This window comes from Bradyrhizobium nanningense, assembly GCF_004114535.1.
GTDB lineage: Bacteria > Pseudomonadota > Alphaproteobacteria > Rhizobiales > Xanthobacteraceae > Bradyrhizobium > Bradyrhizobium nanningense.
This window is the reverse complement of the sequence record NZ_LBJC01000016.1, coordinates 145,984-163,504: the sequence shown is the minus strand read 5'-3', so window position 1 is coordinate 163,504 and position 17,521 is coordinate 145,984. Positions and strand designations below refer to the sequence as shown.

Genomic DNA, 17,521 nt, shown 5'->3' with positions numbered 1-17,521 from the left:
CCAGTCCCTGGCTGACAAGGTGGGCCACCCTCCCTCGAGCGGCGGGCCGACGCACGCCGGATCTAGTCAATCGACACGGCTACGTCGCTTGGTGTGCAATCGACGCCGTTAACGGGCAACAAATCCATCGGGCAGGCTGAGAATACGATGATCACTTCCATCTCTGCCCGGAGTGTGACGTGATCTCCGGGCTTTGAGGCTGGTGGGCACCAATCGAGCCGATTGCCTTGAATAACGGGAATGTTCATAAAGAGGTTCAGGGGACACGGCGTTTCGGGCAAGACCATCCCCATCGCCTGCATCGCAGCCGCGAGATTATCGGTGCAGTTGTCATGATAGCCGACGTGGCCGAGTAACTCGTAGCGATGGCGGTCGCAGGCAGCAATCAAGGTATCATGAATGCCGGGCGATGAGTCTGACAACAACGTAAGAATGGGTCGCCGTTTGTTGGTGACAAAGGACTCGCCGCAGCACGGCGTAAGCTTCTTGAGAGACGCTCGGGTATGCTCCATCGACATGAACTCGGACGTCTCGCTTGCATTGAAAGCCCAGGTATCGACGACCTGATTGCCGTGGGTATTGGTGATACGGACGATCTGGGCTTTGTCGAGTCGAACGGCTATGCCGCGTATTCCCTTGCCAAGTCCGCTCGAGAGCATCGACAGGATTGGTGCGATGCCAGTCCCTCCTCCCACCGCAACGATCGGACTAGCATCGTCAGTGCGCAGAAACGCGGTGCCGAACGGACCTCTCACGGTGACGCGGTCGCCTACGACCGCGCGTGCTAGTCCTTGGTCGGTAACAGCTCCCCCGCGCACGCATTTGATGTAGAAATCGATCGCCGCGTTCCCCGGCTCGCTCGCCATGGAGAATTCACGCGGCGGGAGGCCGTCAAACGTAAGGGATGCATATTGTCCAGCGAGAAATTCAAATGGCCGTGGGGAACACAATTGCACGAGCCGGACTTCTGGGCTTACCGGCTCGATCCTCACTATCTCTGCCTCGAGTGATACCACCGGAGGCAATGGCACATCGCTGACGGCGGGCTCGATAACGCAGTCCGAAGTGGAAATCGCACAGCACGGCAAAATAAGCCCAACACGCTTCTCTTCATCCGATAGAGCTGAGTCCATATAGTCGAGGTGCTCAACTTGGCCGGAAAGGAGGCGGGATTTGCAGAGCCCGCAAAACCCGGTGGTGCAGCCATGGGGATATTCAACTCCTTGCAACAAGAGGGTCTCAAGGACGGTGGCACTGGGTCGCGCAACGGCGTTGACCTCCGATCCGTAAACGCTCACGCGGTGCGCATTATCCCGCATAGGGCTACTCAATGGTTCTCTCACCCATCAGCAAAAGCGCAATGAATAGCACCGACGAGACTGCGATACGATTAGCCATTGTCTTCCGCTCGCTCTCAATGCGCTTGATTAAGCCGCGGCGATCTTTTCGCCATTGAAGACTTTCACCGCTTGCTCACGGATTTCATCGAGCCGCTTGGCCGACGGTTGCGTGTCGTTCTCGAATCTGTGCTCCCGGAGGGCATCGACGTACCACCGGGCAACCCGGCCGCACGCGTCCTTGTCTTCTCTCTCAGACGTCGCCTTGGGAATGCTCAAGACCGTGTTTCGAGCATGCGTGCGGATGACCGATCTGGCCTGGTCGGCAAGCACGACGCCAAACGGGTCTTTTCCGGCTTGCACAGCTTCCATGCCAGCTTTTAACATTTTGCGAAACATTATCACGCCACGATCGCTGGCGACGAGATGTTCGCGGCCGTGGATGGTCATCGGACCTTGAGACACAAACGCATCCCAGTCGCCCGGCGCACGTTGCCGCTCTTGGTAACTGCGGTTGCCGGTCTGGGTGTCGATATTGCCGGCCGTGGAAAGCACTTCGGCGCCGCCCTTGCGCTGACGATCGAGATATGCGGCGGCGCCCGGAATTTCAACCTCCGGTTCGATATCGCGCCAGCCTATGGTCATACTATTGTAATCGTCTATAGGAACGACCCAGTTCGTTGACCCGCCGCGGATATCGTTAAACACCTCGCCTTCGGCATCCTCGATGCCTGCCACGCGCGTCAGGTTGGGCATGATTAAGTCATTCGTGCGTACATACACCTTATCTTTCCAGCGGAAGGTGCCTGCGTACATCACGCCGATCGATGTTTCGAACCACTGCAGGCCGACCGGGATCTGGCTGAACACTTCAGTGAACTGGATCCCGAACAGACCGCAATGCAATTGCGAGATATGCATCGGGTCCGTTTCGTTCTCGCGGATCTGCAGCCAGTTGCACGGCGCCACGTCCTTGCGTCGGAATTGCGTGCCGGGCTCGCGCTCAAGCACGTCGTAGAGCGGAAACGCCGGTTTCTTATCCGGCGGGCCCATATAGGCGAAGAGCAAACCCTTGTATTCGTGGACGGGATAAGCGCCTTGGCAGATACGGTTCTTCAACCCCGACGAGTCGCCTGGTATATCAAGAATCCGGCCGTCAACGTCGAAGTGCCAGCCGTGATAACAGCATCGCATTCCTCTTTCCTGGACCTTTCCGAATTCGAGCGAGGCACCGCGGTGACTGCAGCGCCGCTCGAGAAGACCGTAGTTGCCCTGTCCGTCCTTGAAGGCGACGAGATCTTCGCTCAAAATTCGAACCGCCATAGGAACGTCGGTGAATTCCGATGTGAAAGCGAAGGGCTGCCAGAAGCGGCGTAGATACTCGCCTCCAGCCGTGCCTTTTCCGACCTTCAAAACTTCGGAGTCAGGGCCCACTTCTTTCCGGTCGTAGGCTGAATACGGCCGTTGCAATAGGTTGGTCCGTTCCATGGTGACTCTCCATCATTTGTTGCGAGAGGCTTGCATTCTCGCGGATTGATTCAGGCGACGCTAAGCTCGATCGCCGCAGCTCGATGGGGGGCAGTGAGATTGCCAAAACCTTTTTGGCTTCACATGGCCCGTCCTGCTTATTCATCGCTTCGCATCGCAACTTCGCGCATTACTTCGAGGTAAAGCTTCAGCTTTTCTTCCACGCGGTGCGACGGAGCCGACACCGCGATCGCGAAACCCGTGTCCGTATCTCCGACGGGCACAGCAATGCAGCTGAGGCCTGGCACGAATTCCTCCTTTTCGAGGGCGTAGCCCTGCTTGCGGATTTGAGCAAAATGCTTTTCCAGCACCGCAAGGTTCGTGATGGTCCGCGGTGTAAGCGCCTTCAGCTTGCGTGTTTCGAAGTAAGTCTTTCGAGTATCGGAGCTGGAAAGCGCGAGAAGAAGCTTGCCGGACGCTCGCGCATGCGCGTTGCCGAAGTAGCCAGGCGGCACGTCGATGGCGGTCACTGTTGCGCTCCCGCGCATCGCGGAAATGACTACGATCTCTCCCTCCGCCCATCCGACAGCGTAGGCAGTCTCACCAGTCCGATTTGCAATCTCCCGAACGAGAGGCGCAAGCCGCTCCGGCGGCGCAAGGTGACGTTTGAATGCTTCGATCAAACCCGCGACTTTCAGTCCCAGAACATATCGCTGCGAATTGTGGTTCTTGACGATGACTCCTACGGCGCTGAGCGACTGAAGAATGTGGTAAACAGTCTGCCGATTAAGCCTTGTTTCCTTGATAATGTCCGACGCCATCAAGCCACTTTCGCTTTTGGCAATAAGAAAGAGGACTGAGAACCCGCGCCCAAGTGACTGAATGCGCGGCGCAGGCGCTTTAAGCGCCTCCTCCTTCACTTTGCGCTTTTTGCCGGTGCTGCGTCCGGTTTCGGTTTGTATTGCCATGTTCTCTCGCGGTTTTGGAAACCCGAATCGTAACTAAGGAGCATGAATCGACCGCAAAGCGCGCGATATCACGCGATCCGCGGCGGCCACTATCGCCTCGACGGAAGGAAGAAGAACCGCTTGCAGCACGGGCGATGCGGGGATGCGGGTATCGGGAGCGCCAACACGCTGGAAATTTGGGAAACCGCGCTCCGTAAGCCGCGCGGCGATTTCGGCGCCGAAGCCACCAGTGAGGTTCGCTTCATGCAAGATGACAGCCCGCCCCCCGCACCGTTCAACGACGGATACCAGCTGACCCTCATCCAAAGGTGCAATCCAACGAAGATCCAGGACGGCCGCTTGCACGCCCTTGGTAGAAAGGATCTCCGCAGCTTGCTCAGCACGGTTGGCGATAGCGCCCCAAGATATGATTGCAACGTCTGAGCCCTCTTGGCGAAGCTTCGCCGATCCGAGCTTGGAAATGGCCTTGGTGACGTGGCCCGTTGTTTGATAGAGCGCGCGGGATTCGATAATGACGCAAGGATCGTTATCCGCGACAGTCGCACGAAGCATATCGTAGGCATCTTGTGGCGTACTCGGGATCCCGACCTTCAGGCCAGGTACATGCGCAAGAAACGCTTCCAAGCACTGCGACTGCTGCGCGCACGAGCCGGGCGTCGCACCTTGCTGAAGGCGCACAACCATCGGAGCACTGCTTTTGCCTTGTGTGATATAGCGTACATTTGCCGCTTGATTAACCAACTGATCGAGCGCGACGAGAAGGAAGTCCATCCACATGATCTCGGCGACCGGCCGGAAACCGCACATCGATGCACCGACCGCCGCTCCGAGGATCGAGGCCTCCGCGATAGGTGTATCGAAGACGCGCCGTTCGCCGAATTCACGCTGAAGATTACGAGTACAACCAAAAATACCTCCGGCGAAACCAACATCTTCGCCGAAAACGACAACCTCGGGCCGCTCTTTCAGCTCGTCTCTGAGGGCCTCGTTCACGGCCTGTTGGTAAGTGAGCTTCGCGGCAACAGCCGGCACTTGGGTTTGCCGGGTAGCATCTCCCTCTGCCACCACATGAAGGCGGGCCTTCGCAGCATCCGGCTTGGACGCCGCCCTAACGCGCTCAACCAGCGCTTGGATCTGTGTCTTTACCTCCGCGAAATCAGCGTCCAGCTCGTCTTCAGAAAACAGCCCATTTTCGAGAAGACGCCTACGCAGGCGCACGATCGGATCAGCGCCTGCAGCCGTGAGGCGATCGGCTTTCGGTCGATAGTGCTCAATGTCCCGATTGTAGTGGCCCCACAAGCGGACGGTTTTGCATTCGATCAGGGACGGACCCTCGCCCGCCCGTGCACGGTCAATCGCAAGAGCAATCGTATCGCGAACGGCGACAGGGTCGCAGCCATCAATAGTCGCGCCGGGGATGCCGTACCCACTCGCCCGGCGCGACAGCCGTTCGAACGGGATAATGCGATCGATCGGCGTCATCTCTGACCACCCGTTGTTTTCGCAGACGAAGACGACAGGCAGGTCTTTATAGGCGGCGAAAACGATGGCCTCGTGCAAGGCACCTTGGTTCATCGCACCATCGCCGACCGAGACGAGCACGACGCCCTTCGATTTGTCCATCGCCATGGCGACACCATTTGCGATCGCCGCACCAGCGCCAACAATCGAGTTTTCTCCCACAAATTTGGTGCCGGGCCCCATGAAATATGCAGAACCACCTCGTCCTCCGTTGAGGCCAGTTTCGCGATGGCAAATCTCCGAGAGGATTTCGAAGGGATCGAGCCCCGCCTCAATTGCCCATCCGTGGCCGCGGTAAGTGGCGAGGATGCGGTCGTGATCGACAGTTGCGGCGCAAGCGCCAACCGCAATGGCTTCCTGCCCCGCGCATAGGTGGATTGATCCGGCAACCAGCGCTTCGGCACCAGCGCTTAGGTTCAGGCACGCCTCCTCGAAGCCGCGAATGAACGTCATGCGCCGAAGTGCATGCCGCGCAAAGCCCGCCTCAATTGAGGCGACGGCGCCTTCAACCGAAGCATGCGGACGTTCATTCATGGAAGCTCGCCATTTTTATTCTCGCTGCGGCTACTGTGTCGTCTGCCCACGTTGTGTCAAGTTATTATGATGGTATCATCATTTGATACGCCTCGTGCCGACACGTTCGTTTCGGCCGCGCCCCGAGTCCCCTCCCGGTCCGCGTGACAAAGAAGATGCTGTTGCCAACGAGTTCAAAAAGCTCAGTTCTCTTTAGTCGATGCAGTTTTCGCGAACTAACGACGATCTGAACAGTCGTTGAGAGCGTATTCGCCGCCGGCGTCGTTAGACCCCGTCGTAAACAGCACCTGCAACCGGCCAGGGGCACAACCTCGAAATGGCGACAACAACACAACACACCACCAGTCAGGCGCCACGTAGGGAGCAGGCAACGCTTGCGACAGAAGCGATTGGCAAAGTGAAGCCCGCTTTCACCCGATCCATCACGATCATGGCTTCAAGACGCTTTATGTTGGGGTGCTCCCCAATAAGGCGCCGCGTGAAGTCTTCATAGCTCTCGATATCATTTGCCGTCACTAGCAGCGCGAAGTCGGCTTGGCCCGCAACGCAGAATGCGCTCATAACGTCTGTCGTCTTGCGCATTGCCTGCTTGAAGCGATCGACAATGTCGGCGCGGCCACGCTCGAGGGTAATGAGTACTAACGCCGTTACGTATCGACCAACCGCCGCTGGGCGGATGATCGACACGTCGGCTTCTATTACGCCCTCTGTCGCAGTCGCTTCAGGCGACGCTGAACTCCCGACGCAGACAAGCCGACCTTGGCGCTGAGCTGCTCACTGGCTAGACGGTTATTGCGCTGCACTAGATCAAGCAAATGAGCATCAATTCTATCGAGCACCGTCGCTAAGCCGCGTTCAATTGGCCTGCAATTGCCTAGTCCAGGCGTACGGCTTGTTTCCGTCTCTGCTCAGCACTGAGTTCGCCATGAATCACACTCGGTTGTTCCGAACAGGGCAAGCGTAGATTCGGCAAGCAACGCGTGTCAAGATTAAACTCTTGTATCACTATTTGAGCGGCGGTCGGGACTCCATCGAAAACGGCTCGCGGAGAGAAACGCTCGACGCGGCAGGTCGCGGATCTTGCATAAAAACTTCGCAAAGCCGGGATCGGCCACCAGAATTCGGCACACACCATTTAGAAATGAGGAAATTCAGCGCTCAAGCGCCACCATAATTAGTTGACTATTTTTGGAGCTCCGAATGGAATTGCAGAGCACCAGCCGCGATGGAATCACGCCTGGCGCGACGCAGCCGCACCTAGCTCGTCTAAGCTTGGCTTGCTTGCTGTCGCTAGAGCTTAGGCGCATGTCACCAGGCGTCACGACCAGTGCTATGGCAGGTCTAGTTCAGCTCCCCGTCAAGCGGCCAAACGAGGCGGGATCGCAACCCAGCTCGAACTGCGGCTTCCCTATACGGAATCGGATGGCGGTGGTTGCGCCAGTTAACTTCCATATCGTGATCTTGCCCCTACGCCGAGCATTTGACTCTGAACGACCTAGTGTTTGCTTTGGCTAGTGATGTCGTGACGCTATTTTCCCGCTGCATTGCGCTGCGTCCTCAAATGAAAACACATGAAAGGATGATAGATGTCTGCAAGGTTTGCGCTTCGTCTTACAGCGACCACGCTAGCTGTCGCACTTAGCCTGGTTAACGCGCGCGCGGACCCGGAAGGAGCAAGAAAGGATATCAATGCAATGGCGGTAACTGTATTTCCGCCGTTCGAATTCGCCGATGCTTCGGGAAATCTCGTTGGTTTCGACATTGATATTCTAAACGGGATCGCTTCGAAGATGGGCGCGCAAGTCAACTGGACCCAATCGAGCTTCGCCCAGATAATCAGCTTCGCCCCGCTCAAGACAAAGCGCACGGACATCCTTTCGAGTGCAATTGGCGATACGCCCGAACGCCGTGCCAGCGTGAACTTTATCGATTACGTATATCAACCCTACGTGTCTGTATCAAAACAAGTTTGAGGGAGACCAGTTCGCGGTCATCGGCAAACCTGTGATCAAGCTGCTGACCGGTATGGCTTTCTCAAAGGATGATCCCCAGTTCGGAGGACAGCTTAAGCATGCACTTGGCGCACTGATTGCTGATGGCACCTATGGTCAATTGCTACATAAGTGGGGCCTGCCTGATGATGCTTCAATCGAGAAGCCAATGATCAATGGCGAGCCCTGATTGCTGGGTGTTCGGTCGCTGCAATGAGATCGAGCGGAGTAGAGAAAATACCGAACCTTTGGAGGCGTTTCTGCTGGGACGGGACTCTTTTGCCGTCCGCATCAGCATCCGATCTGCGAACCTTATCGAAATCGACCCTATCTACTCCGCGAGAACAATAGAGCTCGACCACCTCCAAGAGCTCGGCACTGATTGGATTGGAAAGCGCCCGATTACATCACAACACGATAACGTTCGAGCTCGCTGAGTGCGGCCCGATATTCGCGGTCGAGCCTGTCGACTATGCCGGAAACAGGCTCGATCTCACGGATCCTGCCCACGCCCTGGCCGGCTGACCATATGCCCTTCCACGGCTTGACCTCGGCCCCTTCCAGACCAGTGAAGTTCATCTTCGCGCTGCTGCTCGCCACAGTTTCCAGATCAAGCCCTTGCGCCACAATACTCGGGACCAGCATGTTGGCTCGAGCACCTGTGAAGGCGCGCGTGATGATCAGGTCTTCGCATGAACTCGTAAGCAGCATCCGCTGGTGGGCCGGATCGGCCCTACTTTCCGATGCAGCCATGAAGGCGGTGCCGACGTATGCGAAATCAGCCCCCAGCGCTCTCGACGCCAACACAGCCCGGCCACTCGAGATTCCGCCGGCCAGCGCGACATATCCCGAGAAGAAGCTCCGGACTTCCTCGAAAAAGACGTTGTTGCAAAGATCACCGGTATGCCCGCCTGCTCCCGCACACACGAGCACGAGGCCATCCACGCCCGCCGCGACGGCCTTCCGAGCGTAAGCGACGGAATTGACGTCTGCGAAAACTAGCCCTCCGTAGGAATGCGCGACTTCGACCGCCGGCCTAGGAGCGCCTAAGGCCGTGATGACGATCGGAGGTCTAAACGCCTCTACCAATTTAAGGTCATCCGGTAGCCGCTTGTTAGTCGAATGCATAACCAGATTCAGTGCCCAAGGCGCCTCAGGCCGATCGCTCAAGCCCGATTTGATGATCTCCAGCATTTCCTCAAGTTCCGCGCCATTTCTAGCATTCGGGGCTGGAAGAGAGCCCACAATGCCGGCCTTACAGCAGGCCAAGAGAAGTTCAGGCCCGGAGATCAAGAACATGGGGGCGGCAAACACTGGTACACGGAGGGCCTGCAGGGAAAGTTCGACATCCGGGATCTTGAGCATTGAATCTCCATTATTCCTGTCGAGAGCTGGCCCCATTGCGCAATGAAAGCTAGAAAGCAGCCACTCCCTAGAGACCTCGCAGTTGGCTCGGACTGCATAGCCTCGACTTCGGTGTACTATTCCCGGCGCTATGTGGAGAGAATGCGTGTCTTCAGCGTGATCACAGCCGGCGTCCGCGTCGACGACGGCCATAATGCATGCATCACTGCCGAATGCATTTACCACAAGAGGGGGCACAGATCGCCCAGCAACTCCATTCTACGCGTTTGCGATTAACGGGCACGGCGTCAATTGAGGACGGCTGAAATAAAATTCAGAGTTCGAGCATGTGTGGGACTGCTGAGGACCTGGGCCGGTGGGCCGCTTTCGATGACTTGCCCCTGATCCATAAAAATCACTCGATTTGCCACTTCCCGCGCAAAACCGAGTTCGTGAGTGACAACAATCATTGTCATTCCAGTCCGCGCGAGATCGTGCATCACGGCAAGCACTTCGCCGACCAATTCGGGATCCAGCGCAGAGGTAGGCTCGTCGAACAGCATCAGTGCTGGCTTCATCGCGAGAGCGCGAGCAATTGCCACGCGCTGCTGCTGACCACCTGATAGCTCGACCGGATAGGCGTCGCATTTGTGGGACAGCCCGACCCGCGCGAGCAACTCACGGGCGGCGACCTCGGCCCGCTTGCGCTCCTGTTTGAGTACCTGAACCGGACCTTCGGTGACGTTATGAAGTGCCGTCTTATGGGGGAAGAGATTGAAACGCTGGAACACCATTCCCGTTGCGAGGCGTTGCCGCGCGATATCACGCTCTGAAAGTTCATACAGCTTCTGTCCGACCCGACGGTAACCGACCAATTCGCCGTTCACCCAGAGTGCGCCGCTATCAACAACTTCCAACTGATTCATGCACCGGAGCAAGGTGCTCTTTCCCGAGCCCGATGGACCGATTATGCAGAGCACTTCGCCACGATCTACTTCAAGGTCGACCCCCTTGAGCGCTTCGAATGCACCGTAGGACTTGCGCACGCCGCTGGCTTTAACGATGGGATTCATGTGTTCTTCCAGGCTAGCGTTGTTTCGTGGCGCGGGCGCCGCGTGCGTAATGCCGCTCTAATCGCGTTTGCAGGAACGTAAGCACGGTAACCACGATCAGATACCAGAATGCAGCGACGATCAGCAATTCGATCACGTAATTGTTCACGTAATAGATGTTCTCTGCGTTGTGAACAATCTCCGAAAACTGGATCACGCTCGCGAGTGATGTCAGCTTGACCATGCCGATGAGCTCGTTGCCAATTGGGGGCACAATGACGCGCATCGCTTGCGGAAGGATGATTCGACGCAGCGCCTGAAGACGGGGCATTCCGATTGCGCTCGCCGCCTCATACTGTCCTTGATCGACAGATAGTAGTCCGGCGCGCACCACCTCCGATGTATAGGCTCCCTGATTGATGCCTAATCCGAGAAACGCTGCAACGAACGGCGTCATCACGTCTACCGTACGCAGCTCGAAGAGCCCCGGAATGCCGAGCTTGGGAAAGACCAGCGCAAGATTGAACCACAGCAGCAACTGCAGTAACAACGGCGTGCCGCGAAAGAACCAGACGTAGCCGGCCGCCGCCCAGTTGACCACAGGATTGGCGGAAAGGCGCATGATCGCAACCGTCACTCCAATCAGAATTCCTAGCAGCATCGCCAAGGCGGCCATCAGAACAGTGTTGCCCAGGCCGAGAATGATGGTGCGCGCCGTAAGGTAACGACCAACAACTGCCCAGTCGATCTGACCGTGCACAAAGGCCAGCACAATCCAAGTGGCTAGCGCCACGACCGCGACAGCACTGAGATACCGCCCTACATGCTTGCGTCGCACGTGCTCTAATCGAGAGATGTCCTCCACGACGTGATCCTGCTCACCGGCGGCTAGTTTTCCGATTGATACACTTGACACGCAAATTGTCTCCCACCCGGCCTTTGACATCAACCGCGCGATCTTCTGAGGATCGTCTTTTTTCCTTATCGGCGCGTGCTAGCTCCGCCATTTGGCGTTAAACCCGCAGGAAGAAACTACGCCTTCCCTCCCGTGGATTTTAATCAATGTTCACCCCGAATCTGCGGAAAATCAGCGCGTTACGCTCAAGACCTAGGAATTTCCTGCGACCGTATCGCGGCGGACATCATTTTTATGCGCTGCGGCCAACCCGCATCCGCTGAACTGCGCCCACTCGCCTCTTGAAGTTGCGCGCACGTCGATATCGCCGCGCACGATCTGGGTACGGACCGCTCTCGAAGGAACCACGTTACCTCGCGAGACGCGCTGTCGAGCAGGACATCAGTCCGGCAGCCGAACTAACTCCTCCTCAATCTCAGATCGACTTCGAAAGTTCGAATGAAAGCCGATGGCCGAGTCTTGACGCGGCTAAGTCAAGTTTTTGAAAGCGACGCTCGTCAGTCCGACAGATACGCCATTACATTTGCGGGGTACGTCCTGGCAGCCTGAGTTATTGCCTCCAATTTGGCCAGGCTGCGCGTTTAGAGGACCGCCGTTTCCCAAACTGATCGTGGTAGTCGTTCTTGGCGTGCGATTCCAAAATCGAAGATTAGAGCGCTCTCACAGCTTGTTTTCACCGGGAGTTGGTTCTCGGCTGGCAAGAGGCGATTGCCACACCTCGATATACTGCTGAGTGCGCGTGATCGCCATTCTGCATAGGAACACGGCTAAGCCTTCCTAAGACGCGACCTGACGAATTTGTTCATCACGCCAATAGCGTCCGCTGTTTCGGGAATATGGTCGAGCGACGATTTCATTTTGAGAGATCGAGTTCAGATTGCGGTTTGAGCCCTATTTGATTCGCCGAGATCAGCGCGTTTGGCACAAAAGCTCTTCATTCGGACATTGCCAGCAGGATTTTGGCTGAGTTAGCGGCTGGATTAGAGAAAACAAGAGCTGAGCTGAGGCTAAGCTTCGCTGATAGCAAGCGGGTGCACGTGCTCCTGGAAGTTTCAGTTCGAAATTGAACCGGCGGCGCACTACTAAACTTCTCGGAAGCCGTCGTGGCCGACTGGGCTGGTGCCGCTAAACAATAGGGCATCTGACTAGCGAGTGAGGATGACCAGGATGCGGAATCTATATCGACGAGGCTGCCGAAGGGATCCGAACGAATGGCCAGGCAGAGCTGATAGCACCGCGCAATAGAGGCAGCGTGGGGATCTGCTCTGCGTTACTCGCAAATCAGGGCAACTTTGAATCAGAGCAAAGTTCGAGGAGATAAAAACATGGCCTGGATTAAGACCTGGGAAGGCGTCGTCGATAGGGACTGGTTGGACAAGCTTGATCATGTCAATTTCTTGGCCTATCAGCGCATTGCCGATTTTGCGAGCATCGAAGTCTGGCGCCGCGCGAAGCATGATTTTGGGCCTGGGCCGGACCTTCAGTTCGTCATGACCGAGACCCACGTTCGCTACATTCGCGAACTGCGCTTGGGAGCATCGGTTCATATTCATACAACTCTGATTGCCTCGGATACGAAGCGGTTTCATCTTCTTCATCGCATCGAAAGCGCCGGCGACCTCGCTTGCACTGTCGAGACACTTAACCTCTGCTTCGACCCCGCGAGCCGGAGGGTTGCCCTGTTCACCGGCCCGGTAAGCAGTTACTTCGCGGCGTGGGGTAGCCCTCCGGCTGATGCCCATCCGCAATTGTCCATTAGCCGACGACCATTTCGCAGCTGAGGTTGTCTAAATCGACTACGTACTTGCGATCTCGACGGCTGCCCGCTCGACACCCGCCCAGGGAGGCACCTGTAGCACGGTTCCGCAACATCAGGTTCTGCTTCGCGTCAGCTTAGGATGCTGGCTGATTGGATGTGAAAAGGAGCTGCGGCGAATGAGATCCTGTGGCCGACCCGTTTTGCTGGTGGGACCGGCAACGTGCTAGGTTTTCTGTTCAATGTTTCAGAGCCGCCGTTGCCGAATGCAGGCGGCGACCAATAGTCCCTTTGATCGGCGGCATCTTTTGCGCGGGGCAGCTGCGGCCCAAGTGATATGGTGGCTACACGACCGGCCCACAATCGCTTTAGTCGTTGGCGCAAGGCTCGCGTTGGGATCGGCTCACGGCCGACGCCGCGCAGCACTTTTAGACCGAGTTTACCAGGTTTTGTCATCCCTCCGCCGCTAACGGGGCCTGCGCCGGCCGTCGGGTACGCCAGCGCTCGCTGGCCAGCTTGCGTACCTCAGAGACAGGCAGCTGAGCGTCACCTGATTGAGGATAAAGGAGCCGCCCACCCTCCGCCGATTATTGCACGCAAGCAACCTGACGGTCAGTAGAACCTTTTCAGTTCCGACGTCATACTTGGGATTTGAGGGCGAGCTTCTCGCGCACCTCATCCGGGCCTATCACGCGGACTCCAATTCTCTCAAGGACCTCGGTCGCCCGCTGCACGAGTTCGGCATTGGTCGCGTACCGGCCATGGGATAGGTACAAGTTGTCCTCCAGCCCCACCCGTACGTTCGCGCCGGCCAACGGGGCCAACGCTGCGTACGGAAGCTGCATTCGTCCAATCGAGAAAACAGAGTAAATAGCGCGGGGCGGGAGTCGATGCACCAAGGCCATTAGCGTAGTCAAATCACCCGGCGCACCATAGGGAATCCCCATGCATAGTTGGATCAAGGGCGGATCGTCGATGAGCCCTTCTTTGATCAAATCGTGTACCGCCACTAGGTGACCAGTATCAAATACCTCAAGCTCAGGACGGACCCCGAGCTCCTTCAATCGCGCGGCCATCTTGCGCAGCATCGGATAAGTGTTGACCATGACAGTCTCACCGGCGCCGAAGTTCATAGACCCGCAATCCAACGTGCAGATCTCCGGACGCAATTCTTCTACATGCAACAGTCGCTCAAGCGCGCCTGTGGCGTCTGTCGCAGGATCGAGCGGCAAGGGCGCGTCAGGCCCGCCGAGCACGAGATCGCCGCCTGACCCCCCAGTTAGGTTTATAACCGGATTCACATCGGACTTCCGAATGCGCTGTACAACAGTCCGAAAGAGAGCCAGATCCCGCGAGCCACGCCGGGTTTCAGGGTTGCGCACGTGGATGTGCACCACTGCCGCTCCCGCCCGCGCCGCCTCGATCGCCGAATCGGCGATCTGGTCCGGGGTTACCGGCACATGCGGACTTTTGGGAGCGCTCCCGCCCCCCGTGACCGCACAAGTAATGAACACCTCCGAGATCATCCTCAGCTCCTCCTATGACCACGAAACCTATCTCAGAACGAGCGCAGCAAGCAGAGAGATCATTGCGCCTTAAAGGATCTAGCCGGCGCAATCACTCATATCTGATCTTGGTTCAAAGGGCGGCGGAGGGCTCCGCTGCCGCTACTCGCTTGCTTGCCCAGCGCTCTGGGGATTGAATCGAAGTCTTGGATCAATGCAGGCGAAAAGACGATCGATGAAACAGCCCTCCGCAACCTCATCGCCTCTCCCGTTGCCCCCATCACGACTCTCGTGCGCGAAGCGCGACTACCTACCTTTCCATACGGGAGGGCGCTTTTCTGCGAAAGCACGGGCGCCCTCAAGACGGTCCTCTGAACCGTAGAGTATGTCAACCGTTGCCAGCTGACGCCTGTTCACTCGATTCAGAGCATCCTGATAGCTCAGTGGCTCAGCGACGCGCACCGTCTCCTTGATAGCAGCAAAGACAAGTGGCGGGCCGCTAGCGAGCAGCCTCGCGATCTCCCACACGCGCTCCTCAAGCTTTTCCTTCGGAATTACTTCGTTGACCAAACCCCAGCGATGTGCCTCCGCGGCATTCATCCAGCGACCGGTGTACAGAAGATCCAACGCGACGTGGAAAGGAATACGTTTTGGCAGTTTGACCGATGCAGCATCGGCGAGCTGGCCGGCACGAATCTCTGGCAGCGCGAAAGACGAATGATCGGACGCATAGATCAAGTCGCACGAGAGCGCCAGTTCGAATCCACCACCAACGGCCATACCATTGACACAGGCGATTACAGGCTTGTTGAGGTCGCGCAGTCCCTGCACGCCACCGAATCCACCAACACCATAATCGGCATTTGCAGACTCCCCAGCCGCGGCAGCGGTTAAGTCCCAGCCAGCACAGAAAAACCTCTCACCAGCGGTTTTTAGAATGGCGACGCGCAGCTCGGGATCGTCGCGAAACGCCTTGAAGACCTCCCCCATTAGCCGAGACGTCTTCGCGTCGATGGCATTTGCCTTCGGGCGATCGAGCGTCACTTCGAGGACCGCGCCCTCGCGACGCGTGGTGACAATTTCGGCCATTCTTTCCTTCTCCTTGACCGTCGTCTGACGATCCGACTACCGCGCTTGCTTGCGCAGAGGCCGCTAGAGCGACCTTTTGCAGCAGTGTATTTCAGTTCAACACACGTTTCTTGCAAAGTGTTGGTGCCGCGCGCCTAAATTCGGCCCTACACGAGGGCGGAACGAAAGAATTTGTATCAGATACTGCAGGGCTACCCGAGAATAAGCCTCAATTTTCACTCGGGAAGTAGAAGGATCCTCCTTTGTTGATTGCGACACGTTGAAACCAGAGCCGAGAGCGACGAGGATCGAGATTCACCTCCTGCAGCCGACGTATCGCATCGGCAGAATACTGGTGTCTTTCACCTGCGCTTCGCGCCTGCCAATGACTATCGAGCCAACTTCCGCCCGCCCTACTCTGGAGCAATCGCCGCATGCGCAACCTATAAACGTCTCGCAACAACGTTTGGGTATCGGTGTGACAGCGGTGCAATTACTCGACCGTTCTTGCTCGCAATACAGGACAACAAACCAGGAGCTTGCAATGACGTGTACTGTACTCCGTAGATCTGGCCCCGTAATCTGTCGGATCTTGGCTCATGCCCAGGACGTCATCCGAAATGGGCGACTGCCTTCTGCAATCGCGCAATGACTTCCACGTCGTCTCATCGTGTATGCGAGCTACGCCCCAAGATCATGCACGTTCCACGTCGATAGGGCTGTTAACGACGTCATAAGTTGCTGCTGGCCGGTGCAAAGTGACGTAACTTTACCAGTTTGAGCGCTTGGCGCACGCACTTTTCCACGTGCGCCATTATAGTGTAAGAATGAGCGGCAACCGGCGAGTTGCAAAAGCGCAACTCTGGAACACCAGTGCTGGAATTCCTACGAGTGATCGCACGATGTCACACTCACTTCGTTGATGATCTCGCTGCAGGAGTCGTCGCCCGGATCGTTCAGCTCCGTCGCGTCGGCCGGCCGGAAGGTGCGGAAATCAGCTAGTGATCACTGGGATCGGAAGCAGACGGCAGCGAACCGAAAGGCTACTTTGAGTCCGCCGTGTGCGCATAGCTTGCCGTGGCGCTTCCTCTCCAGAGAGTTATTGCAGTCCTGCAGCCTCTCCAATCCATCGCCTTTTTTGGCTGTGTTGCCATCGGCTGACAATGGGCAACACACACCCCGGGTCGCAAATTGATCAATCGTTCTTCTTCTCGAAAGGCGCGAAGATCGAGTTCACCCACTGGTTTGCCGCCGCAGTCCCCTCTCTCAGCTGGATCTGCGCGTATCCCTTGAACTCCGAGTCGGAATTTTCCATGATCAGACCCGCATCGGCCCCGTAGCGCAAGGCAGAGTCGAACCCTCCCGCGTTCATGGTATTATTCAGTGCGCGCTTGTGCCACACCAAGGTCGGCATAGCGACGCGCGAGATGCGCTTCGCTATGCGGATGACTTCCTCCTCGAGACGCTCTTTCGGATAGACTCGGTTCACAAAGCCAAGCCTATATGCTTCCTGCGCATCGAACAGATCTCCGGTGTAGACTAGTTCACGGCAACGTTGACCCATAACCCACGGAATCGACATCATCATAACAGGTTGCCCAAACCGGACCTCGACAGCACCGAAGCGCGCGTCGTCGGAGCAGTAACGAAGATCACACATCGAAATGAAGTCCATCGCTCCTCCCAGGCAATAGCCATTGACCATTGCGATCACCGGCTTAGAGCACTTGAAAGGAGAATAAAGAAAGTCGAAGGAATCATCGACGATCTTCTTCCAATCGTTCACGGTTCTTTGCTTCTCACCGCCGGCCTTTACTTCGGCATCTTCGTCATTGAGGTCAAAGCCCGCGGAGAATGCGCGCCCGCCGGCGCCATTAACAACAATCACGCGAACTTCCGGATCGCCATCGGCGACCGCTAGCGCATCATGAAATTCTTTGCGCAGCTTGATCGAGATGGCATTCATTTTCTTCGGCCGATTCCAGGTAACCCGCGCAACGCGATCGTCCACTTCGTATTTAATGGCAGTGTATTCCATGATTTTCTTCCTTTTCCGGTTGCT

Annotated in this window: 13 protein-coding genes and 1 pseudogene; 3 read left to right on the top strand and 11 right to left on the bottom strand. The window is 56.9% G+C overall.

The features are described 5' to 3' along the window. Positions 1-62: 62 nt before the first annotated feature. The 5 genes and pseudogenes from XH84_RS11140 to XH84_RS11120 all read right to left on the bottom strand — a co-directional run bounded on the left by XH84_RS11140 (position 63) and on the right by XH84_RS11120 (position 6,666). Positions 63-1,298, bottom strand: coding sequence for a DUF1989 domain-containing protein (locus XH84_RS11140; protein ID WP_164937362.1), 1,236 nt, complete (start codon positions 1,296-1,298; stop codon positions 63-65). 129 nt (positions 1,299-1,427) lie between these two features. After that, positions 1,428-2,825, bottom strand: coding sequence for an aromatic ring-hydroxylating dioxygenase subunit alpha (locus tag XH84_RS11135; protein WP_128948282.1), 1,398 nt, complete (start codon positions 2,823-2,825; stop codon positions 1,428-1,430). A gap of 137 nt (positions 2,826-2,962) precedes the next feature. Next, complete coding sequence (locus XH84_RS11130) at positions 2,963-3,772, bottom strand: IclR family transcriptional regulator (RefSeq protein ID WP_128948281.1); 810 nt, start codon at positions 3,770-3,772, stop codon at positions 2,963-2,965. A 33-nt stretch (positions 3,773-3,805) separates the two neighbouring features. Further along, the gene (locus XH84_RS11125; RefSeq protein ID WP_128948280.1) at positions 3,806-5,827 is read right to left on the bottom strand and encodes an alpha-ketoacid dehydrogenase subunit alpha/beta; all 2,022 of its coding nucleotides are present in this window, start codon (positions 5,825-5,827) and stop codon (positions 3,806-3,808) included. A gap of 345 nt (positions 5,828-6,172) precedes the next feature. Further along, positions 6,173-6,666 (bottom strand): annotated as a pseudogene (locus XH84_RS11120) (Lrp/AsnC family transcriptional regulator). A 747-nt stretch (positions 6,667-7,413) separates the two neighbouring features. Here XH84_RS11120 and XH84_RS11115 point away from each other — a divergent pair. Together XH84_RS11115 and XH84_RS11110 are read left to right on the top strand one after the other, a co-directional pair. Continuing rightward, a complete protein-coding gene (locus XH84_RS11115) occupies positions 7,414-7,800 on the top strand; it encodes a transporter substrate-binding domain-containing protein (RefSeq protein WP_128948279.1) in 387 nt (128 codons plus the stop codon). A gap of 31 nt (positions 7,801-7,831) precedes the next feature. Further along, positions 7,832-8,008, top strand: a complete 177-nt coding sequence (locus XH84_RS11110) for a hypothetical protein (protein ID WP_245471694.1) — start codon at positions 7,832-7,834, stop codon at positions 8,006-8,008. 212 nt (positions 8,009-8,220) lie between these two features. Here the strand turns inward: XH84_RS11110 and XH84_RS11105 are convergent, their stop codons facing one another. From XH84_RS11105 to XH84_RS11095, 3 genes are all read right to left on the bottom strand, one after another. After that, entirely contained in the window at positions 8,221-9,183 is a 963-nt protein-coding gene (locus XH84_RS11105) for an NAD(P)H-dependent flavin oxidoreductase (protein WP_128948277.1), read from the bottom strand. Between the two features lie 287 nt (positions 9,184-9,470). After that, complete coding sequence (locus tag XH84_RS11100) at positions 9,471-10,235, bottom strand: amino acid ABC transporter ATP-binding protein (RefSeq protein ID WP_128948276.1); 765 nt, start codon at positions 10,233-10,235, stop codon at positions 9,471-9,473. Positions 10,236-10,248: 13 nt separating this feature from the next. Next, complete coding sequence (locus XH84_RS11095; RefSeq protein ID WP_245471693.1) at positions 10,249-11,079, bottom strand: amino acid ABC transporter permease; 831 nt, start codon at positions 11,077-11,079, stop codon at positions 10,249-10,251. 1,376 nt (positions 11,080-12,455) lie between these two features. Between XH84_RS11095 and XH84_RS11090 the strand changes: the two genes are divergently transcribed. Further along, on the top strand, positions 12,456-12,911 hold the full coding sequence (locus XH84_RS11090) for an acyl-CoA thioesterase (protein ID WP_128948274.1): 456 nt from the start codon (positions 12,456-12,458) through the stop codon (positions 12,909-12,911). Positions 12,912-13,524: 613 nt separating this feature from the next. On the opposite strand, the gene XH84_RS11085 is transcribed toward XH84_RS11090, so the two are convergent. The 3 genes from XH84_RS11085 to XH84_RS11075 all read right to left on the bottom strand — a co-directional run bounded on the left by XH84_RS11085 (position 13,525) and on the right by XH84_RS11075 (position 17,497). Beyond that, on the bottom strand, positions 13,525-14,412 hold the full coding sequence (locus XH84_RS11085) for a beta-keto acid cleavage family enzyme (RefSeq protein ID WP_128948273.1): 888 nt from the start codon (positions 14,410-14,412) through the stop codon (positions 13,525-13,527). 285 nt (positions 14,413-14,697) lie between these two features. Beyond that, entirely contained in the window at positions 14,698-15,480 is a 783-nt protein-coding gene (locus XH84_RS11080; protein WP_128948272.1) for a carnitinyl-CoA dehydratase, read from the bottom strand. A gap of 1,174 nt (positions 15,481-16,654) precedes the next feature. Then, positions 16,655-17,497 (bottom strand): enoyl-CoA hydratase/isomerase family protein, encoded by an 843-nt coding sequence (locus tag XH84_RS11075; RefSeq protein WP_128948271.1) that lies wholly within the window; start codon positions 17,495-17,497, stop codon positions 16,655-16,657. Positions 17,498-17,521 lie beyond the last annotated feature (24 nt).